This is a genomic window from Burkholderia sp. JPY481, from assembly GCF_038900515.1.
Classification (GTDB): domain Bacteria; phylum Pseudomonadota; class Gammaproteobacteria; order Burkholderiales; family Burkholderiaceae; genus Paraburkholderia; species Paraburkholderia youngii.
In genome coordinates this window covers 97,880-118,960 of sequence record NZ_JAYMRT010000005.1, presented here as the reverse complement: position 1 = coordinate 118,960, position 21,081 = coordinate 97,880, and the positions used below count along the sequence as shown (strand labels likewise).

Below are 21,081 nucleotides of genomic sequence, written 5' to 3'. Positions count from 1 at the left end.
ATGCCGGCCAAACCGCAACTCGTTTTCGTCGCGAACCGGGAAGTGCCGCTTGCGGGCTACATCCCTTACTCGACGCACGTGACCGACCATGTGATCAAAACGCAGGAAGGCGACTACCTGAGGAGCTGGAAGATTGCCGGCATCGCGTTCGAGGCATCTGATCCTGCCGATATCCTCGCGCGTCACGATGGGTTCAACCAGTTCGTGCGTGGGCTCGCGGGTGGTCATGTGGCGCTATGGTCGCATCGCCTGCGCCGACGCGTGTCGGATCGCTTCTCGACGGAATACCGCAACCGCTTCTGCGAGGAGTTGGCTACGCGCTACTACGCTAGCTTCGCGGGCTACCGGATGATGACCAACGAGCTGTACCTGACGGTGGTCTACCGGCCGAACCGCACCCGGCTCGGACGCGTCTTCAGTCGCGCGGCGCGCCGCACAGGCGACGACATTCGGCGCGACCAGCTCGACGCGCTGAAGGTGATGGCGGAACTGGCGGCCCAGGTCGAATCAAGCCTCAAACCGTACGATCCGGTCGCGCTCGGCGTCTATACCCGACCCAGTCCCTGCACGTCGTCTCCGCGCAGCTATTCATCGGCGTTGGAATTTCTTGGCTATCTGGTCAACGGGGCCTGGGAGCGCGAGCCAGTGCCAGCTGGGCCGATTCGCGAAGCGCTGCCAACTTCGCGGCTCTTCGTCGGCGCCGAGAAAATCGAGATCCGCATGCCGGCGACGACGCGTTTCGCCGCGATGCTTGACCTCAAGGATTATCCAGAGGACACCGAGCCGGGCATGCTGAATGGACTGCTCTATGCCGACTTCGAGTACATCGAGACGCAGAGCTTCACGATCCTCGACAAGCCCACGGCAAAAGAGGCTCTGGAGCGGCAGCGCAACCAGCTTATCGCGGGCGAGGACGTCGCCGTGTCCCAGGTCGAGGCAATCGACCGGGCGCTTGATGACCTGATCAACGGCGATTTCGTCCTCGGCGAATATCACTATTCGCTGGCCGTGCTTGGCGACACGCTGGACGAGGTGCCCAGGCATGTCGCGAAGGCCCGCACGCAACTGGCCGATGCGGGTTTCCAGACGGCACTGATCGATCTCGTAGCCGACGCGGCCTGGTTTGCGCAGCTACCGTGCAACTGGCGCTATCGGCCGCGCGAGGCGAAGCTCACATCGCGCAACTTCTGCGGCCTGTCGAGTCTGCACAACTTCGCGACCGGCAAGCGGGAAGGCAATCCGTGGGGCGAGGCGATCACGATCGTCAAGACGCCCGGCGGCCAGCCGCTCTATCTGAACTTCCACGCGACATCCGACAAACAGGATTCGCTCGACGAGAAGGCGCTTGCCAACGCGCAGATCATCGGTCGCGCCGGCGCAGGCAAGACGGTGCTTGAGCTGTTCCTGCTGGCGATGGCGACCAAGTACGGCATCACCGCGGTTCTGTTCGACAAGGACCGTGGTACGGAGATCGCGATTCGTGCGATGGAGGGCACCTATACGGTATTCCGTCGTGGCGAGCCTACCGGGCTGAATCCGTTCCAGATGGTCGCGGGCGAGCCCGTCATCGACTTCTGGGAACGCCTCGTGCGCAAGCTCGTCGATATTGGCGAGCCGCTGTCTGCGAGAGATGAGCTCGACATCTCGCGCGCCGTGCGCGAAGTCGCCCGCATGGACAAGCCCCTGCGTCGTCTGTCGATGGTCCGGCAGCTCCTGCCGAACGTGGGCGAAAACAGCCTGCATGCGCGGCTCGCGAAATGGTGCGTGGGCGGGCGCCTGGGCTGGGTGCTCGACAACCCGACCGATCGCATCGATCTCGCCCACGCGACGCTGTTCGGCTTCGACGACACCGAACTGCTAGACGATGGCGAGGTGTCCACGCCCGTCACAATGTACCTGCTGCACCGGACCGAGAACCTGATCGACGGGCGGCGTTTCATCTACGTGATGACCGAATTCTGGAAGCGGCTCAGTGATCCGGTCTTCACGGATTTTGCGAAGAACAAGCAAAAGACGATTCGCAAGCAGAACGGGCTAGGCGTTTTCGATACGCAATCGCCTGCCGACGTGCTGCGCAGTGATATTGCGAGTGCGTTGATCGAGCAGAGCGCGACGTTCTTCTTCCTGCCGAACCCGCGCGCCGATTACAACGATTACGTGCGCGGTTTCAAGCTGACCGAGGCCGAATTCAACACCGTGCGCAACCTCGGCGAGAACAGCCGCCTGTTCCTCGTCAAGCAGGGCCATCGCTCGGCCATCGGCCGGCTCGATCTCGCGGGCCTTGGCGATGTGCTCGACGTGTTGTCCGGCACGAGCGACAACGTAGAACTGCTCGACACGATCCGTGCGCAGGTCGGCGACGCACCGCGAGACTGGTTGCCCGTGTTCCACGAGCAGCTCGCGAAGCGTCGCGCCGCACAGTCAGAACGGGCCGGCGCACGCCAGTCGTCGCAATCGCCGGGACTGGGGGGTGTGCGATGAGCGGCCTCTTTACCGCCGTGGGCGGCACCCTCGAGAACGGCATGTCGACCTACGTGACGAACGTGTCGTCGGCGCTGTCCGGCGCGCTCGTGCCGGTCGTGACCACGGCCGTCACGATCTGGGTGCTGGCTTACGGTCTCGCGGTGGTGCGCGGCGAAGCACACGAAGCCGTGCCGGCGTTCGCGTGGCGCGGGCTGAAGGTGGCCATCACGCTCGCGTTCGCGCTGAGCGCCGGGATCTACCAACAGCAGGTCGTCACCGCCGTCGACGGTGCGACGTCCGGACTTGCCCAGTCCATCCAGAACGCGGCGAACACGACGGGCGGCGGCAATCCGGGGTGCGGTTCAATCAACGGAAGCAGTGTGACAGGGCAGGGCGCAGCGACCGGCATCTACCAGACGCTCGACTGTTACGACCAGCAGATCGATCTCGTGATGGACGCGTACTTCGACAAGGCCACGCACGAGGGAATCAGCCCGAGTGGCTTGGCCGCCGCGATAGGCGATTTTCTGTGTGGCCTGGTGGCCGCGCTCGGGGGCTCGATTTTCCTGATCGTCCTGGCCTTCGAGGTCGTGATGGCGAGGATGCTGCTCGATCTCGTGCTTGGGCTTGGGCCCATTTTCATCGCCTGCGCGGCGTTCACGCCGACCGCGCGGTTTTTCGAGGCGTGGACCGCGAAGGTCGCCAATTACGCGTTGCTGCAGGTCCTCGTGGCCGCCTTCCTCGGTATGGCGCTCACCGCTTTCTCGGCGGATCTCACGTCGCTTCATGCGACGGGTAGCGCACCCGGCGCCGATGCATCGGTCCTCGTGCAAGCCATTTCCGTCTCCCTGGACGACAGCGCGGCGGCCGCCGCCGCGATTGGCGTCTTCGCGACCGGCATGTTCCTCGCGATGGTCGGCTGGCAGTTGCCGTCCGTGGCGGCGGGCCTGTCGGGCGGCGCGACGCTATCGGGCTTTGGCGCATTCGTGGCGGGCTTGGCCTCGCGGAGTTTGGCGGTTGCGATCGGCCGGGCGATCAGCGGTAACGGGCGAGGGCCGCGCCCAGGCGGCAAAATTCGCGATCGGACGGGCTCAGGTGGTGGGCCACGGGGCGGCGGTGCGACCCCGGCCTATCAGAGAGTCGCGCGCGCGAACCTCGGTCAGCAAGGACGTTGAAGCGGAGGAGACGATCATGAACGGACGATGCAGACGGATGAGCGCCGCATGCGTGTGGGCGGCAGGGTGCCTCGGTGCGCACGCACAGGGCATCCCGGTCTATGACGCGCAGAACGTCATCCAGGCCATTGCCTCGGTGGGGCAACTGAAGCAGGAAGTGCAGCAGGAAATCCAGATCTACCAGTCGACGGTCGGCACGCGCGGCTTCGGTGCGCTCCTGAGCGATCCGGTCGTGGCGAACTCGTTGCCGTCGAACTGGCAGAGCGTCTATACAGCGATCCAGAACGGCGGCTATACGGGCCTGACCGGCAGCGCGCAGGCGCTGCGCTCGGCCAGCCAGATCTACAACTGCGAGGACCAGACAGGGATCGATCAGCAGGTGTGCCAACGCGCGCTCAACAAGCCCTATCAGGACAAGGCTTTCGGCCTGCAAGCCTACCAGACAGAACTGCAGGAGTTGGACCAGATCCAGGGCCTCGCCCAGCGGATCGACCTGACGCAGGACCCGAAGGGCATCGCGGAGTTGCAGGCGCGTATCCAGATCGAGTCCACGGCGGTCGGCAACGAGATGACGAAGCTGCAGCTCTTCCGGATGCTGGCCGAAACCGAGGACAAGCTCACGACCGAGCAGCAGAGTGAACTGGTGCTCAGCCGGGCAGCCAAGACCAACCGGCTGCAGGACCACATGGTGCCGGCGTCGTTCGGAAACTGAGGAGATCACCATGTCCCTGCTGACCTCTTTGGCACTGGCTTGCTGCGTCGCCTGGAGCCTGGCTGCCTGCAGCAGCGGGCCGACGAAACCCGTGTTGCCGGACGGGCTGCATCGTGTGCCGGTCGATCGCGTGCCGCCGGTGCCCGATGTGCCAACTGCAGCACCAGCCACGGTACCGGCGGTTCCGGATCGGCACGCGTCCCCGGATGCCGGAGACGGGTCATGAGTGCGTCGCACGATTACGGGCGCGTGCTCGACATCGAGGCGTCGCTGACCCACCTGCAGGAGCGTTCCGAACGGCGCGCGTGGCATGTCGCCTACGCGGCGATCGGCGTCGCCGTGCTCAGCGCCACTGCGCTGGCGGTGATGGTGCCGTTCTATCGCGTGGTGCCGCTGCCCATCGAGGTCGATCGCCTGACGGGCGAATCCCAGGTGATCGACGTGCTCGATGCTCGCCACGTGCATACGAAGGAGATCCAGGACAAGCACTGGGTCGAAACCTATGTGCGCGCACGCGAGCGCTACGACTGGGGGCTGCTGCAGATGGACTACGACAGCGTCCTTGCGATGAGCGACGACGTGGTCGCTCACGATTACCGCGGCATCTATAGTGGCCCCGATGCGCTGGACCGGCAACTGGGGCCGGGCCTCGAGCGGCGCATCCGGCTCCTCTCGATCACGCTGCCGCCCGACGAACCCGGTCATGCAGTCGTGCATGTCGAGCGCACATCGTTCAAAAACGGCGAGGCCCAAGCCGAACCCACGCAGCGTTTCGTGATCACGCTGGCCTACACCTACCGGCCGCCCATATTCACGCGCGAAAGCGTGGCGATTGCCAATCCGTTCGGTTTCAGGGTCACGGCCTACAGTCGCGACCCCGAATATACGCCGCCGGCCACCGCTTCCACCTCGAATGTCGGGGGCACGCCATGAGAACGCCTGCTTTAGCCGTGGTGCTCGCTGCTGTGCTGTTCTCGGCTAGGGCACACGCGTTCGACGTGCCTGGATGGAACGACGACTCGCGCGTTCGCCAGGTGATCTATCGCGCGGACGACGTTGTGCGCATCGAGGCGCAGCGCGGCTTTGCCACGCACATCGCACTCGATCCATACGAGCACATCCTGGTCGTCGCGCCCGGAGACCGGGACGGCTGGCAGGTGGTCGCGAGCAAGGGCGATCACGACGTGTACCTGAAGCCGCAACTCGCCGCGCACGACTCGAACCTCGAGATCCGCACCGACCGGCGCAGCTACAGCTTCGATCTGGTGGTGCTCCCGCTCAAGGCCAGGTTCGGCAACGACCGTGAGATGTACCGCGTGAGCTTCGTCTATCCGGATGAGCTGGCGAAGCAGGCGCAGGGGGATTCGGATGCGGCGCGGGTCGCGAAGCGCCTGGCGCAGCTGCCCACCGTGCGTAACGCGCGGTACTCGATGCAGGTCATGCCGGACTCCGACGACATCGCACCGACCGCGGCATGGGACGACGGGCGCTTTACGTGTCTGCGCATCCCGAACAACCGACGCATGCCGGCGATTTTCCGCGTGGCCGATGACGGCACGGAAAGCGTGGTCGACAGGCACGTCGAAGGCGACACGATCGTCGTGCACGAGGTCGCAAAACGATTCGTGCTGCGGCTCGGCAATGAGATCGTGGGCATCTGGAACGACGCCTACGACATGGACGGAGTGCCACCTCATGACGGCACGACGGTCAATGGGGTGAAGCGCGTTCTGCGGAGTCACGATGATGAATGACGACACTCCACGCAATGTGATCGAGCCCGACGATGCGCCCGATTCGCTGCCTCGAAGTGCTCAGAACGAGGGGACATCGGGTGTTGCTTCGGATCGCGGTATGCCGGCTTTGGGTCAATACCGCGGTGGCCGCCCGCGCGCCTGGTGGCTGACGCCGGTCGTGATCGTGCTGATGGTCGGCGCCGGCGCCGTCTGGACGGTGCACGGCTTTCTCGCGCGCCACGATGCCGAGGCGAAGGCAAGGCGCGACACGCTAACCGATACGTCTTCCCAGGGACACGTGTTCAAGGATCTGCCTGCATCGTCGGTCGATCATGCGGCCTCGGCCCCGGTATCGCCGAGCGCGGTTGCGGCTCCTTCCACGCCGGCGTCGCGTGCCTCCGTGGCTGCCGCGCCTGCTCGCGCCACACACGCGGTGGCAACCCGCAGCTACTTCGATGCGCCGCTGCTCGCAACGGGCGGTGGACAGGAGTCCGCGGGTGGGCTGCCAGAAGGGATGGCGGCCGCGGCTTCCTCAGTTGTGGTCGCGGCGAGCGGCGCTGCCGGAGCGTTGGCCCAGGGGCCGGCCGGCGGCGCGCTCGCCCAAAGTTTGACGCCAACAGTCACGCAGCGCGTTTGGGCCGAGACGCTGGGCAACCGGAGTCTTATGCTCGCGCAGGGCGCCAAGATCGACTGCGCGGGCGATACGGCGTTCGATTCGACCGAGGCCGGCATCTCGACGTGCACGGTGACGAAGAACGTGTATTCGGACGATGGCCGTGTCGTGCTGATCGAGCGGGGTTCGCAGATCAACAGCCAATATCGCTCGAACCTGTCGCCAGGCCAGAAGCGGGTGTTCGTGCTGTCGGCCCGTATCGAGACGCCCCACGGCGTCACGGTCGAGATCGACTCGCCCGCGGCGGACGCGCTCGGGCGCATGGGCATCGACGGTTACGTGGACAACCACTGGCGCCAGCGCATCGGCGCAGCGATGCTGCTCGGCCTCACCCAGGACGCGATTGGCTATCTGTCGACCCGCGGCGGCAACTCCAGCGGGTCGGTGGTGTATGAGAACACGCAACAGCAGGGCAACGACATGGCCACGCGCGTGCTCGACAGCACGATCAATATTCCGCCGACGCTGACGCAGAACCAGGGCGCGGAGTTCACGATAGTCGTCGCGCGCGATCTGGACTTCGGATCGGTGTATGCCCTGGAGCCGGAGGGCACGCGATGAGGCCGCATACCCACCTGCCGGATGCATCTCGCGACCCGGTACTGGCCCGGCTACCCGACGACGCATCGGTGTGCGAGCTGATGCGTCCATTCGCGCCGCTGCTCGACGATTCCGATGTGACAGAACTGGTGATCAACCGGCCGCAACGTGTGCTGACCGAGAATGCGCTCGGCTGGCATGGCCACGATTGCCAGGAACTCGATTTCGATCGGTTGATGTCGTTCGCAGTGGCGGTGGCGACGCTGACCAGTCAGGAAATCTCGGCCCAGCATCCAATACTGTCGGCGCTGCTGCCGGGGGACGCGCGCATCCAGATTGTGGTGCCGCCGGTCGTGCCGCCGCGAACGGTGTCGGTGACTATCCGCCGCCCGTCCGCACGCGAGAAGACGCTCGATGCGTACCGTGACGAGGGACTGTTCGACGAGACGGTCTGGCATCGTCCGGATGGGCTTGATTCAGCATTACCCGCATTGCGCGCCGAAGACCGCAGGCTGGTCCGGTGCCTGGAAGAGCACGACTGGGGCGCCTTCTTCGACGGGGCGGTCACGGGCCGGCTCAACATCGCGGTCGTCGGCAATACGGGATCCGGCAAGACCAGTTTCATGAAGACCCTGTGCCGCTCGATCCCGGCGACCGAGCGGATCGTGACAATCGAGGATGTCCGCGAGCTGTTCATCCGGCACATCGAGAACTGCGTCCACCTGCTGTACAGCAAGGGCGGCCACGGGCAGGCGCGCGTGACGCCCGCCGATCTGATCGCGAGCACGATGCGCATGCGCCCGGATCGCGTGCTGCTTGCCGAGCTGCGCGGCGCCGAAGCCTATGACTTCCTGAAGCTCCTGACAACGGGTCACGCGGGTTCGATCACGAGCTACCACGCGCCCAATGCGACGGTGGCGATCGAACGCTTTGCGCTGATGGCGAAGGAACACCCGGAAGCCGCCGCCTGGGACGATGCCGCGCTAAAGCGCCTGCTGTTCCTGACCATCGATGTCGTCGCACACGTGGATGCACGTACGGTCTTCAATGCAGCGGGCGAGCAGACCCGCAGGCAGTGGGGCATGACGGAAGTCTGGTTCGACCCGGTGCGCAAGGCGCGCACCGCGTTCGTCTAGGGAGCGGCGATGAACCACCCGTCTTCCTCTTTGCTTCAGCACACCAGGACAGCCGCCATGACATTGGCCGTGCTGGCTTGCCTGATGGGTGGCGTAGCCGCATCGCTCTGGCTCGCGTCGTTTTTCCTGTACGCCAGCCTGCGGATCAATCCGCTGCACGCGGGACTGTGGGGCTGGCTCGATGCTGTGCTGGCCTGGCGGCACGGAATGATGCCGAACGTCGGTCGCAAGCTCGCGGGGGCGGCGCTGTTTGGTGTGCTCCTGTCCTTCGGTGGCCCGGTTCTCGGACTGCATGCGCTGTGGGCGAGCACGAACCGGCGTCGTCTCTATGGCAGCGCGCGCTTTGCGAGCGAGTCGGACATCCGTCGGGCGGGGCTGCTATGACGATGCGCACGCACCTCGATACCACGCCCGCGATTGTCGTCGGCATATGGCGCGGGCGTTACCTGCGCTTCGCCGGTCAACAGTTTGTGTTGCTGGCAGCGCCCGCCCGCTCGGGTAAAGGTGTAGGCATCGTGATCCCGAATCTGCTCGATTTCCCCGATTCGGTGGTGGTGCTCGACATCAAGCAGGAAAACTATGCGGCCACGGCTGGCTTCAGGCGTGCGCATGGACAGGATGTCTACCTGTTCAATCCGTTCGCCGAAGACGGCCGCACGCATCGCTACAATCCCCTGTCGGCGATCTCGGACGGCCGGTTCCGGGTGGGCGACATTCTTGCGATCGGCTATGCCCTCTATCCGCCGGGTGGCCACGATGACTTCTGGAAGGACCAGGCGCGAAACCTGTTCCTCGGCATCGTGCTTCTGTTGTGCGAATGGCGTGACGCGCGCCGGGCCGGTCGGGGGACGTCGATTCCCGACTACCCGGTCACGATGGGCGAAGTGTTACGGCAGTCATCAGGCAATGGCATGCCGGTGAAAACCTGGCTGCAGCGCGCGCTGGTCCAGCATCGCGACTTGCTCTCGGGGCAATGTGTCGATGCGTTGAATCGCTTCCTGTCGAACGACGACAAGGTGCTCGCGAGTGTTCTGGCATCCTTCAACGCGCCGCTCACGATCTGGGCCAATACGATCGTCGACGCGGCAACCAGTGCAAACGACTTCGACCTGCGCGATGTCCGTCGCCGCCGGATGTCGGTCTATATCGGCATCACGCCCGACCATCTGTCGGAGGCGGCGCTGCTCGTCAATCTCGTGTTCTCGCAGTTGGTCAACCTGAACACGAAGCAGTTGCCCGAAGCCGATCCCACGCTCAGGTTCCAGTGTCTTGTGCTGCTTGACGAGATGACCTCGATCGGAAAGATTCACATCATCGCGCGCGCGGTTGCCTATATGGCGGGCTACAACTTGCGTCTACTTTCGATCGTCCAGTCGATTGCCCAACTCGAGTCGGTGTACGGCCGAGCCGATGCGCGCACGTTCATCACGAACCACGCGATGCAGATCCTCTATGCTCCGCGCGAGCAGAAGGACGCGAACGACTACTCGGAAATGCTCGGCACCTTCACGGACCAGTCGCGCAGCGTGAGCCGCCCGAGCGGATTCTTCGGGAGCCGGGGCGGCCCGAGCGAAAGCGTGTCAGAGCAGCGCCGGCCGTTGCTGTTGCCGCAGGAGCTGAAGGAACTCGGTCGAGACAAGGAAATCGTCGTCCTCGAAAACACCAGGCCGATCCTGGCCGACAAGATCTGCTACTGGCGCGATCCCGAGTTTGCGTCGCGCGTCATGGCCGCGCCCTCCGTGCCCGCACTGAATCTGGCCCATTTCAGCGCTGTGGTCGAGCGCCGGCTGCGCGATCTGCATCCCAACGAGATCGAACAGGACGGCGCGGGGCTGATCCATCTGCCATCCGAATACCTGGAAGTGCTGCAAGCATGGGATCCGCGTGACCTGCCGCCGAACCTCGCCGACATCAGCGAGGAGGAGACCGTGGCCTACGTGGAACGGCATTTCATGCTGCTGGGTGTCCCGGCCCGCCAGGTGGTGCAGGCGAGACGTCACCTGAGCGTCGACGATCTCAATGTGGCGGAACTCGATTTTGTTGAGCCGGAGCGGCGAGCAGCCGCGGACGGCTCACGAGCCATGGGAGCGCTGCAATGACGACCCCCTTCGTGGATGAGACGGACCGTGCGCGTGCCGCGCTTGCCGTGATACCCGCTGACGACTATGAGACCTGGGTCGACATGGCGTTCGCGCTCAAGCAGGGCTTCGGCGACGAGGGTTTTGAGATCTGGGATGCGTGGAGTCGCACGGCTGCCAACTATAACGAGCGCGCGGCCCGAACTACGTGGCGCTCGGTCAGCGCATCGGGCGGCAAGACGCTCGCCACGCTGTTCTGGCAGGCGCGCCAGCATGGCTTCGACCTGAAGCGAACGAATTATCCGGACAACATGACGGCCGCGCTCGCGCCGTCTCCGGAGATGCTGGCGCAACGCGCGCGCGAGGAGGCGCAACGGCAGGCGCGCCATGCGGCTGTGGCTCGCGAGGCCGTGTCGATCTGGCAGTGGGCGAGGCCGGTCGGGCCGGAGCATCCGTATCTCGTGCGCAAGCACCTCGAGCCGATGGACACGCTGCACGAGCTGGATGCACTGGAGCTGCACGCACTGCTCGGCTATGCGCCGGCCAGCGAGGAAGAACTTCTGACGGGGCGCGTGCTGATCGTGCCGGTCTGGAACGGACCGATCTCGACACTGGAGCTGATCGACGAACACGGGCGGAAATCGTCATTGGCCGGCGGCGTGAAGAGGGGCGGCTACTGGATGACGGAGCCGACACTGGTTCGGACGAATGAATCGTCGCGGATCCTCATTGCTGAAGGCATGGCGACGGCCTTGTCCGCTTCGCGCGCGACAGGCTGGTCCGCGGTGGCGGCGCTCTCGAGCGGGAATCTGTCGATGGTGGCAACGAACCTTCGCGAGCGATATCCCGATGCAGACCTGATCGTACTCGGCGAACTGGGCAGTGGCGAGGCGCAGGCGCGGCAGGCTGCGGAAGCGGCTCACGCCCGTGTGGCCTGGCCGGCGTTTGCCGCTGATGCGCGCATCGACGACAAGGTGCCGACCGATTTCAGCGACATGGCGGTGTTGTCGGGCTTTGATGCCGTCGGCGCACATCTGCGCGCCGTGATCCGCTCTGTCGTGAAGGCGGAGGGTCAGCCGGGTGTCTCCACCGCATCCGGCATGACAGTGGTTGAGGTGGATGAGCGCGAGGAGGGCAGGATGATGAGCAACGTCAAGGAAAGGCTGCTGGCCGACGAGGAAGGGAAGCCCCGTCGCCGGTCCTCGAAGCTTAGTGCGCCGAAACAGGCGGCGCCGGAGGTGCCAGCAACGGGCGGGGCATCCTGCTCGGCGCCCTCCTCGGTGGATGCGACTGCGTCGTCGCCGGCTGCTGCGCCGGTTCCGGATCCGCCGCGGTTTGCGTCGGCGCGCCCACCGGTCGGCGAGCCGCTGTTTGGCGTGGGTGACGTGTCAAACGAGGTCAGGGCATTGGCCGAGCACCGGTTCGGCTCGCCGCTTAGGATGGGGACGCCGCGCGAGAACGGTGGCCCTTATCGCGGCGAGGTGTTCAACACGGAACACTATCTGATCCAGGAGGTCGCGACGCGCAGCGTCGTATTCCACCGCAAGGATCAGATGACCTTCGTGTCCGAGCGTCTGAAGTGGATGGACGAAAACGCGCGGCTGAACGGTTCGGAATTGCAGGTCGGTTATGACGGCGGCGAGGCCCGGGTCTATCCGTGGGACCGTGCGCGCGAACTACTGGAACGTGCCGTCGGCTCGCTGAAGAAGTCCGCCCGCGAATTGAATTACAGCCCGAATCTGGAAGGAATGCTCGACCAGTTGCAGGCGAGATCGTGGGCACGTATCCGGGAGGCGCGGACGGCCGCGCTGGAGAAATCCCGGGAACAGAACGAGTCGCGTGAGGCTGATTCGACGCCCGACCGATGAGGCACGGCAGCGTAGTGCTCACGTGCAAGGCCGATCCTGATGATGCGAGGTGGTGATATGGCTCAGACAACTTCCGCTCACGAGGCCGATCCGGTTATCAACCTGATCGAACCGGACGTGCCGGGCGACAGCGGCGCGCCGGCTGTCCCGGATCAACGTCGGGACAGGCTGGACTCGGCCGCAATGGACGCCGTATCCGCGCGACGCCGGCGCGAGTTCGATGCTGCCCGGGCACGGTTGCGCGATCAGGCGATCCGTGACGATGCCGTTACGCCGCAGCAGGTCGATACCCGATCATCGGGAGAGGCGATGGCCGGGATGGATCGGGTCCGTGCGCCGCTCAATCAGCCACCCGAACGTGTGCGCAAGCGCTACCTGCGCGCGGGCAACCAGTATTTCCTGAAGGATGCGCCGTATCAGCTTGCGTTCGAGGATCTGGGGCCGTACCTCGTTACCGAACACAACCGGCCCGACGTGGTCGAGTCGATGATCGACATGGCGCAGGCGAAATCGTGGCGGCGCATTCGCGTGTCGGGACACGAGGCATTTCGCAGCGAGGCGTGGTTGCAGGGCACGCTGCTCGGTATCGAGGTGAGCGGCTACGAGCCGAAAGCCGCAGACCTGGCGCGTCTGGCGGATGCCCGGCAGGCGCGGCTGGACAATCGTGTCGCGGCGGTGCCGGAGGTCGGCACGACGGCTACCGCAGGTGTGCAGGGTTGCGGTCCTGCCGTGGCTTCGTCGACGCCTCGGATCGACACAGGCGACACCATCAACCCCATCCCTGAAGCAAACCGGAACGCCGCCAACGACGAGGCCGATGCCCCTCGACGGTACGTCGGCGAATTGCGTGAGCATGGGAGTGCTCCGTACCAGCACAATCCCGCGCGTAGTGACTCGTACTACGTCGTGTTTCGCGACAAGGCCGGCATCGATCAGGTGGTGTGGGGCGTCGATCTCGAACGGGCAGTGCGCGAAGCGAATGTCCAGACCGGGCAGCAGGTGACCCTCGAAAATCTCGGCAAACGCCTCGTTACTTTGCGGGTGCCGATCCTTGATGAGGAAGGCAAAGTGATTGGCGAAGAGGAGAAGGACGTCTATCGCAATACATGGCAGGTGGAGGTCGCGCCGCGGGATCGGGCAGCCTCCGTTTCGCCGCCACGATCCGACGGTCCGGATGCCGGGCGTGTTGCTGTGGAGGAACAGTCTCGCCGTCGTGACGCGGGATATCCGGAAAGCGAACGTGCCTTGCATCTCGCCGTGCTGATGGCCGCCATGCGTGAGCAGGGCTTCAGCGAACGTTCTGTTGCCCGCGTGCAGCAGCGCGCGGAGCGCATGCTCGTAGCGTTCCAGCATGAAGGCATTCCGGTTCCGATACCGAAGGTGTTTGATCCGGCCGAACCATCGGGCCGGGATCGTCGTAAGCGTTCCACGCCGGAACGCACGCCTGTCCGCGAGATCGACCGGACACCCGTTGAACCGTCATCCTCGTCGCCGTCACGCTGAGGTGAGTCGTGGTCATGCGCGAGCGTTTGTGTGTCGAACTCGGGGCCGTCAGGTGGCGCTGGGACGACTGGTGCACACGCCGCGGTTTGACAGCGGCCGAAGGCGTGCGGCAATTGATCGCGGTTGCTGTCCGTGAGGATGCTGATGAGGAGTCCGGCGCGATCCTGCCGGGCCTGCCCCCGCCGGTCGTTGGGGAGTCGCGCAGTCGCATCGAAATCCGGCTGACCGCGGCGGAACTGGGCGCGATCAAACACCTCGCGGCTACGTTGGGCCTCAGTGGGAATCGATGGATCGTGTCACTCATCCGTGCGCAATTGACGAAGGAGCCGCAGTTGGGCGAGCGCGAGATGCGCGCACTGGCGGTATCCAGCCAGCAGCTTGCCGGGATCAGCCGCTTGTTGGGCCAACTGGCGCGTGCCAGCGGGACGGAATTCTCGCATCGGAATTTGATGATCGATTGGTCGGAGATGCGAAGACACATCGAGGACCACCTGCGTGCAACGGCGGCCGTCATGCGTGCGAACCTTGATCGATGGAGTCGCTGACATGTCTTACCCAAAAATCTACATCGATGCGATGCTCGTGAACTGGGGCGATCGGTTGTTTCAGGAGCCGTTGCGGCACGCACGTGCGTCGCGGCTCTCGCGTGTGGACATTCGGGACGGGGCCGCCCGCCTGCGCGCGCAGATTGCCCGCACGCTCAGGCGCACCCCGGAGGTCATGGTCAAGATCACCAACAAGGCGGCAAGTGCGCAGGGCATGGGTGCCGTGCGTCGGCATCTGCGCTATATCTCGCGTAATGGCAGGATCGAGCTGGAAGATCAGAGCGGCGAGCGTATTGCGGGGAAGGATGCCCTGCGCGATCTCACGAAGACTTGGGAGCTTGGCGGATGGAGTATTCCGGAGACCAGCACGCGGCGGGAGGTATTCAACATCCTGCTGTCGATGCCGCCGGGGACGGACCGGCAGGCGGTGCGCGATGCGGCTCGTGACTTCGCGGCGCTTGAGTTCGGCGATGGTCGCGCATACGTATTCGCCGCGCACGACGACGAGGCACATCCACACGTGCATCTGAGCGTGCAGGTGCGCGGCCCGGATGGTCGTCGCCTGAATCCGCGTCACAAGGATCTCCAGCGCTGGCGCGAGCGTTTTGCGGAAATGTTGCGTGAGCACGGTGTCGAGGCGAATGCGACGCCTCGGCGCGCGCGTGGTGTGACGCTGCGGTATCCGAAGCCTGCCGTCGTTCATATGATCGCGCGCGGTGAAACGCCGCGATACTGGAAGCCGTGGCCGACTGATGCGCAACGCGACGCGGGCTGGATCGCCCATGGTGGTGTATTTGCCGGCTGGCGAGAAATAGCCTACGCGATGGCGAGGTCGCGTGCGCGTGAGGATCGTGCAATGGCCGTTGAAATGGCTTATTTCGTTGGCGGCATGCCAGTGCAGCGAGACCGGCCGATGCTGGGGCTCGGGCTGGATACCCGACGCGAGCAATCGGGTCGTCAGGTGTCGGACACCACAGATCGTCCGGATGTCGACGAGCCGGTCGTGGACCGTTGATGTCGGGAAGGCTTAACGGCTGCACATATCATGTCGCGGATCGGCGGCATACGTCGTCGGGCCGATATCCTGATTCCCCGGTTTCCCCCGAATACCTGCTATGTCGAGGTCTTTGCCGCCGCCGCGGCGCTATTCTTCATGCGGCCGCTGGCAGCGGGCGAGGTATTGAACGACGTCAACGATGATTTTTGAGCGTGTGGAAATTCAGTACATGGTCGGCGGTGCGGAGGCCCTTGGACCGCGTGGGGAACTGATCTTCTACAGTTGGAGCAGGGCGGATGAGGCCAACGGGGCTGTTTTTACAGGGTGAGCAGACAGTGTAGAGGCTGCTGGTCGCGAGGAAGGTCGGGCATGCAGTCTCGCTCGACCGGGATCGCTCATCGATCGATGAGCCACGCCGGCGTTCCTTTGAATGTCGCGAAGAGCAAAAGCAGCAGGGCGATCACGAGAAGGGGAACACCGTAGAGCGCCACCGGGAAAAACAGCGCGAGCTGGAGGACCGATCCACCCGCGCCATACGGTAGGTTCGTGTCCCGGATGTTTTCGTAGATCAACCAGGCGACTGCTGCCAGGCCCAGTGCCATGAGGACGACGCCGCCCGACGTCGGTTCATGATGGAGGAAGGCTGCACCCCACGCGACGTATCCCCACCAGAGCAGATTGATGCCAATGGCAGCAAGCCAGAATCCGCGTGCGGTGAAAAAGCGGTAGCCAAATCGGTGCCGACAATGGCGGCTGAAGAACTGGATACCCTTGGCCATTCCAAAAATGGAGCCAAGGATAATCACAAGTTTTAGAATTTCCATGGAATATTCTCCCGGATATTTAATTCGATCGTATTGCTTGTGCCGTTCAGTAGAAAAGGAATGGTGGCAAAGGGCGAGATTCAGACCCCGATCTTTCGAAGAATAGATGGCCATGCCACGAATGCAACAGTTCCTAACCAGATGCTACATGGGAGGGCAGTAGCAGTAAGCCCGACCGGCGCTAAACCGGAGTTGCACACTCGTTTTCTCCGACGGAGCACGCAAATGGATACGCCTGGCCTGGCACAGCCCTCCCACATCTAGGCTTTTGATTAAACCGCGAATCGAGGGACAGTAGCGCTTCCTTGAACATAGACGGTCATTGAAAGAGGGCGACGATAAACCGCGATTGTTGTTCAGGGGGAACGGTGACGTGCGTCGGCTGGACTCGGACGTGCCAGCAAGTGCTGTGGCGAGAGGCAACAGGTTCTCCTGAGCGCGGGGTAGGACCGCGCCAAGTTGGCCCCAGTGTGCTGTATAGATGGAACCAAAGAAATGAAGGGTCGGATAGAGCAGAGCGTTTTTTGTTTGGCGGTTGCGGCTTTATGCGTGTGAAGAGGAGCGCCGCGATCAGCCCGCAACCGGTAAACAAAAAACCGTTTGTGCTAAACCGCTCCACGGATGCTAGCGTGTATATGGGCATTGAATTGATCGTGGGGTGTGAAAGCGGGCTCGTTCAGAATGGATGGGAGGCAGCGGTCCGGGTCAACTGACAGAAGCGACGCATCGGCGTGGATGTGACCGGAAAGATCAGGGATGGAAAAGAGTTTTGCCCGGGGCGCTGGCTTCGATGTGGCGTCGCTGGTCGCGTCGCGAGCGTGAAGCAGGCGAGCGTGATTGAGGAATCGTGCCGGACGGGCGAAGTGAGCGTGGCGAGGGCTCATGGCGGAGAACGTGGCATCGCGCCAGGCATGAAGGTTTCGATGCACACCATGTGTCCCCGGCCGCATGCGGGACAGTCGCGTAGCGAGCGGCCGGTGAGCCGGAGGTAACAGTCGCGGTAGTCTTCGGATGTCGAGGGTGCGTGGTCAGCGGGGGCGGCGACACCGAGCAGGCGGCGGCAGGTGGCGAGATTGGCAGCGCGGCAACGGTTGGCGAGCCACCCGTAATTGCGAATGTGCTTGAAGCCGTGGGGCAGCACGTGTAGCAGGAAGCGGCGAATGAATTCGTCGGCGGCAAGCGTCATGGTTCTGTTTGCTGCGTCATGCCGGTAGTCCTTCCACTGGAAGGTAACGGCATGACCATCGAAGTGCAGGAGGCGCTGGTTCGAAATCGCCACGCGATGGGTATAGCGACCCAGATAGTCGAGCACCTGTCTGGCACCGCCAAAGGGCGGTTTCGCATAGACGACCCATTCGACCTGTGCGGCGGGTGCAAGCCACGCCTCGAACGCCTGGGGATCCGCGAGGGGCTGGAGCTGGCCGAAGAAATGCAGCAGGCCAGTGGCAAAGGCACGGCGCAGTTCCTGGAGGAACAGACGCCGGAACAGGCGTGAAAGCACCCGGACGGGCAGGAAGAAGCCGGGACGACAGGCAATCCAGTTCTCGCCGTCCGGGGCGATGCCACCACCCGGCACGACGCAGTGTACATGCGGATGATGCTGCAGGTTCTGCCCCCAGGTGTGCAGGATCGAGAAGAAGCCAGTTGCAGCGCCCAGGTGTTTTGGATCGTTAGCGATCGTACGTAGCGTGTCAGCGCTGGTGCGAAACAGCATGTCATAGAGTGCGCGTTTGTTCTGGTACGCGAGCGTGGCGATGGGCTCCGGTAGCGTGAAAACCACATGGAAATACTGGACCTCGGGAAGCAGTTCGGCCTGCCGACGTTCGAGCCATTGCGCGCGGGCAAGCGACTGGCACTTCGGACAGCAGCGGTGGCGGCATGAGTTGAAGGCGATGCGCCGATGACCGCAGGCATCGCACTGCTCGACATGCCCGCCGAGCGCGGCGGTACGACACAGCTCAATCGCGCTCATCGCGCGCCGTTGTGCACGGCCGAGCCCATCGGCATGGGTCTGCCGGTACCGCTCTCCGCAGTGACGGAAGATGTCCGCCACCTCGAGTGGCGTGCGCACGCCGTGGCTTCAGAAATACGCGGGGGCAGCAGGCGGGCTCGGAAGGGGTTCAGGGTGCGGGAGCAGGTCGAAGGGGCTGGTGGTCGCGCATACGGTGCTGGTCGAGACCTTCAGGTAGCGTGCGGTTGTCGAGAGGGCGCGGTGTCCCATCAGCAGCTGGATGGTGCGTACGTTGGTGCCGCTTTCCAGCAGATGAGTGGCAAAGGCATGGCGCAGCGAATGCGGTGTTACGGGTTTCGTGATGCCGCTGCGCTCGCGGCCGGCCACACATGCGTTGACCAGGGCATGGCGTGTGATGGGGCGCCCGGGAATCTGGCCGGGGAAGAGCCAGTCACGGGGGCGAGCCTCGTGCCAGTAGGTGCGCAAGATCTCGAGCAGCCGCGGCGATAGCATGACGTAGCGGTCCTTGCGGCCTTTACCCTGACGTATACGGATCATCATGCGCTGGCTGTCGATGTCAGTCACCTTCAGGTGCACGAGTTCCGATACGCGCAGACCGGCCGCGTAGGCGGTCATCAGCGTCACGCGTTGCTTCAGGCTGGGAATCGACTCGAAGAAGCGGGTAACCTCCTCGTAGCTCAGGATGACCGGCAGCTTCACGGTTCGTTTGGGCAGCGGAAAGTCGTCGTCGCTCCATTCCCGCCTGAGCGTGATGCGGTAGAGGAAGCGTAGTGCGCCCACGGCCAGTTGAACGCTGCTCGGTGCGAGCTTGCGTTCGTTGGTCAGATGGATGATCCACACGCGGATGTCGTCAGGGCCAAGCATCTCAGGCGAGCGGCGGAAGTACCGCGCAAAACTCGAAACCTGCTTGAGATAGGACTTCTGCGTGTTAAGCGCGAGGTTGCGAATCTGCATGTCGTGCAGCATGCGTTCGCGGAGCGGTGTCATGGCGGACCTCCAGGAGGCAGTAGATGGCATGCCCGGTCGGGCACCTCCATCCTGCTCCTCGTGGCCTGTTCACGATCTCGTTGTGGTCCTGCTGTCGGCAACAGTCCTCACTGAACGCCAGCCACGCACATGCGCCTCTCTGCCAATACCGCTTCAGCGGTTTAGTACAATTGGAGTTATCCGCCCCTTCATTTCTGGACACTTTGCCCCGGCGGTTGCTCACCCAACTGATTTTGTTACTAGTTTTCAAGTAAATCTGTTGCTACCGCCCACTGGCGGCCCGTCGATCAACGTGAGCGCCGCGCTTACTCTGTCTATGACTGAGCCGTGTCTGGTCCGCCACCGCGAGCGCGTGACGATACCCGCAGGCCGTTCTGGTCAGTTTCTCTGCCTCGCTCCGGAAACCGCGACGGGCCTTCACGCAGTCGATAAACAGCCGATAGTCCGCTGCGACGGTCGTGGACATCGGGCTGGATCTGACCACCGGTGACAAAGGACAGTAGGGGAGCGCGTTACCACCGATGTGCGGGCAATATCGTCGCGCAGCGGCGCGGTCCCCGCGTTAGAAGCGTCGCGATATGCGTTCCACCCGCGACTGTGCGCTCCCTCCCACCGGTAAACTTCACCGCTCACAGCGTGACGCGCTGTCAGGTCAATTGCCGGCGCTCCATCAGCCCGGAGTGACTTCATGGCGTTGTGAAAGTGCCTGGCCGGTAGCCGGGTAAATTAAACTTGCGAAAAACGAGGGGATCGCATGCCAGTAGCCGCCGAACCAACAACGAGCATCAATTGGGTGACAGTCGTGGCGTCGAGCGCACTTGTTAGCGCCGTCGTCAATGTCGGCTGGAATGCGTTTTCGAAGTGGTTGGACAGTAGACGCGAGAATGAAAAGGAGAAGCAGCGCGTCGATCACGTCAAAATGGAGATCATGGATCAGCTCGAATCGTTCGCGAACCGCTGTGCCAGCTTCATGTATGACATCCACGACGGGCTGAACAACTTCTACGCTCGCGAAGATGACCCATTCTCGAACGTGCAGCGCTCCGTTCCGCTCAAGTTTGACCCGGAGCCGCGGTGGACAGAGCTGCCAGTTCGGTTCGTCGCGCCGCTAAAAGCATTGACTCGCGAATATAGCGACGCGGGTGAATGGATCGTCCGCAGCGGTGAGTGGGCAGATACGGCAGAACAATATGAATCCGAGCTGGAGCGTCTGGCGTTCTACGGCTTGGAAGTGCTCGCTATCGCTGAAAAGATACGGAAGGAAATTGACGCGGGAGAGAGAGGAACAGCGCAGCTGGAAGCGTCGCGAAATGAATTCGCGAAGCTAATTCAGCAGCGCCGAGAAGCCTACGAAAAAGCGCCCTTGGATGTGAGTTTCATACCCGAGTTGGAAGCGCAGTTCGAGCGGGAAATGCCCGACTTGAAAGCGCATCATGCTCGGATAACGAAGGCCGAAGAGTTACGTCAGATTGAAAAGTGGGTTCAAGGTGGGGAAAAGCCGGTCGAGTGACCGGCGGAGGAGTGAACCGGCCGGGCGGACAGAGTGGTCGAGTACCTTTTTGTATTCGGGTAACGCGATTTTTCCGCGATGTATGACGACGCGATGCCGCGTAACAAGTTGCCCTCAGGCGCCGATTTGATGATCGAACCGTGCGTTAAGAATGCGATACACTGCGCGCGGTTAAGGGGACATGGACTCCCTATTCTGTGCGCGCGAAATCGATGAAACTGCCGTTTAAAAAAACAAGCATCGGAGCAGCGATGGAGCTGGCCGAAACAGGACTGTCCGGTACTTCGAAATTTTCCGTCGTGCTGACCCGCACCCCAAGAAAATCAAGAAGAGCGGCCCATTCAAACTATCGAAGGTCTCTG

General features: G+C 63.4%; 18 protein-coding genes and 1 pseudogene. 16 read left to right on the top strand and 3 right to left on the bottom strand.

From position 1 onward, the window contains the following. From VSR82_RS14980 to VSR82_RS14910, 15 genes and pseudogenes are all read left to right on the top strand, one after another. A complete protein-coding gene (locus tag VSR82_RS14980) occupies positions 1-2,481 on the top strand; it encodes a VirB4 family type IV secretion/conjugal transfer ATPase (RefSeq protein ID WP_498857871.1) in 2,481 nt (826 codons plus the stop codon). Continuing rightward, positions 2,478-3,638 carry a TrbL/VirB6 family protein gene (locus VSR82_RS14975; RefSeq protein WP_498857870.1) on the top strand — a complete coding sequence of 387 codons (1,161 nt, stop codon included), beginning with the start codon at positions 2,478-2,480 and terminating at the stop codon, positions 3,636-3,638. Before VSR82_RS14980 ends, VSR82_RS14975 begins: the two co-directional genes overlap by 4 nt. Positions 3,639-3,654: 16 nt before the next feature. After that, positions 3,655-4,350 (top strand): P-type DNA transfer protein VirB5, encoded by a 696-nt coding sequence (gene virB5 / locus VSR82_RS14970; RefSeq protein WP_498857869.1) that lies wholly within the window; start codon positions 3,655-3,657, stop codon positions 4,348-4,350. 10 nt (positions 4,351-4,360) lie between these two features. Further along, the gene (locus tag VSR82_RS14965; protein ID WP_498857868.1) at positions 4,361-4,576 is read left to right on the top strand and encodes a hypothetical protein; all 216 of its coding nucleotides are present in this window, start codon (positions 4,361-4,363) and stop codon (positions 4,574-4,576) included. Continuing rightward, positions 4,573-5,283: a VirB8 family type IV secretion system protein gene (locus tag VSR82_RS14960; protein ID WP_498857867.1), complete on the top strand. Its 711-nt coding sequence runs from the start codon at positions 4,573-4,575 to the stop codon at positions 5,281-5,283. Before VSR82_RS14965 ends, VSR82_RS14960 begins: the two co-directional genes overlap by 4 nt. Beyond that, positions 5,280-6,104 carry a TrbG/VirB9 family P-type conjugative transfer protein gene (locus tag VSR82_RS14955; RefSeq protein WP_498857866.1) on the top strand — a complete coding sequence of 275 codons (825 nt, stop codon included), beginning with the start codon at positions 5,280-5,282 and terminating at the stop codon, positions 6,102-6,104. The genes VSR82_RS14960 and VSR82_RS14955 overlap by 4 nt, the downstream gene beginning before the upstream one ends. Next, positions 6,097-7,320, top strand: a complete 1,224-nt coding sequence (gene virB10 / locus VSR82_RS14950) for a type IV secretion system protein VirB10 (protein ID WP_498857865.1) — start codon at positions 6,097-6,099, stop codon at positions 7,318-7,320. Before VSR82_RS14955 ends, virB10 begins: the two co-directional genes overlap by 8 nt. Next, on the top strand, positions 7,317-8,435 hold the full coding sequence (gene virB11 / locus VSR82_RS14945; protein ID WP_498857864.1) for a P-type DNA transfer ATPase VirB11: 1,119 nt from the start codon (positions 7,317-7,319) through the stop codon (positions 8,433-8,435). Before virB10 ends, virB11 begins: the two co-directional genes overlap by 4 nt. 9 nt (positions 8,436-8,444) lie before the next feature. Continuing rightward, positions 8,445-8,819, top strand: coding sequence for a hypothetical protein (locus VSR82_RS14940; protein WP_498857863.1), 375 nt, complete (start codon positions 8,445-8,447; stop codon positions 8,817-8,819). Next, entirely contained in the window at positions 8,816-10,534 is a 1,719-nt protein-coding gene (locus VSR82_RS14935; protein WP_498857862.1) for a type IV secretory system conjugative DNA transfer family protein, read from the top strand. Before VSR82_RS14940 ends, VSR82_RS14935 begins: the two co-directional genes overlap by 4 nt. Further along, positions 10,531-12,381: a PriCT-2 domain-containing protein gene (locus VSR82_RS14930; RefSeq protein ID WP_498857861.1), complete on the top strand. Its 1,851-nt coding sequence runs from the start codon at positions 10,531-10,533 to the stop codon at positions 12,379-12,381. The genes VSR82_RS14935 and VSR82_RS14930 overlap by 4 nt, the downstream gene beginning before the upstream one ends. A 57-nt stretch (positions 12,382-12,438) precedes the next feature. Next, positions 12,439-13,884 (top strand): LPD7 domain-containing protein, encoded by a 1,446-nt coding sequence (locus tag VSR82_RS14925; protein WP_498857860.1) that lies wholly within the window; start codon positions 12,439-12,441, stop codon positions 13,882-13,884. Between the two features lie 14 nt (positions 13,885-13,898). After that, positions 13,899-14,429 carry a plasmid stabilization protein gene (locus tag VSR82_RS14920; RefSeq protein WP_498857859.1) on the top strand — a complete coding sequence of 177 codons (531 nt, stop codon included), beginning with the start codon at positions 13,899-13,901 and terminating at the stop codon, positions 14,427-14,429. 1 nt (position 14,430) lies between these two features. Continuing rightward, positions 14,431-15,444 (top strand): relaxase/mobilization nuclease domain-containing protein, encoded by a 1,014-nt coding sequence (locus VSR82_RS14915; protein WP_498857919.1) that lies wholly within the window; start codon positions 14,431-14,433, stop codon positions 15,442-15,444. Positions 15,445-15,474: 30 nt separating this feature from the next. Continuing rightward, positions 15,475-15,630 (top strand): annotated as a pseudogene (locus VSR82_RS14910) (DNA adenine methylase); the annotation flags it as partial. A 191-nt stretch (positions 15,631-15,821) separates the two neighbouring features. Here the strand turns inward: VSR82_RS14910 and VSR82_RS14905 are convergent. From VSR82_RS14905 to VSR82_RS14895, 3 genes are all read right to left on the bottom strand, one after another. Beyond that, complete coding sequence (locus VSR82_RS14905) at positions 15,822-16,250, bottom strand: hypothetical protein (RefSeq protein WP_184248068.1); 429 nt, start codon at positions 16,248-16,250, stop codon at positions 15,822-15,824. Between the two features lie 880 nt (positions 16,251-17,130). Next, a complete protein-coding gene (locus VSR82_RS14900) occupies positions 17,131-18,321 on the bottom strand; it encodes an IS91 family transposase (RefSeq protein WP_498857858.1) in 1,191 nt (396 codons plus the stop codon). A gap of 9 nt (positions 18,322-18,330) precedes the next feature. Beyond that, positions 18,331-19,209: a tyrosine-type recombinase/integrase gene (locus tag VSR82_RS14895; RefSeq protein ID WP_498857857.1), complete on the bottom strand. Its 879-nt coding sequence runs from the start codon at positions 19,207-19,209 to the stop codon at positions 18,331-18,333. Between the two features lie 754 nt (positions 19,210-19,963). On the opposite strand from VSR82_RS14895, the gene VSR82_RS14890 reads away from it, so the two are divergent. Then, the gene (locus VSR82_RS14890; protein WP_498857856.1) at positions 19,964-20,719 is read left to right on the top strand and encodes a hypothetical protein; all 756 of its coding nucleotides are present in this window, start codon (positions 19,964-19,966) and stop codon (positions 20,717-20,719) included. The last annotated feature ends 362 nt before the right edge of the window (positions 20,720-21,081 follow it).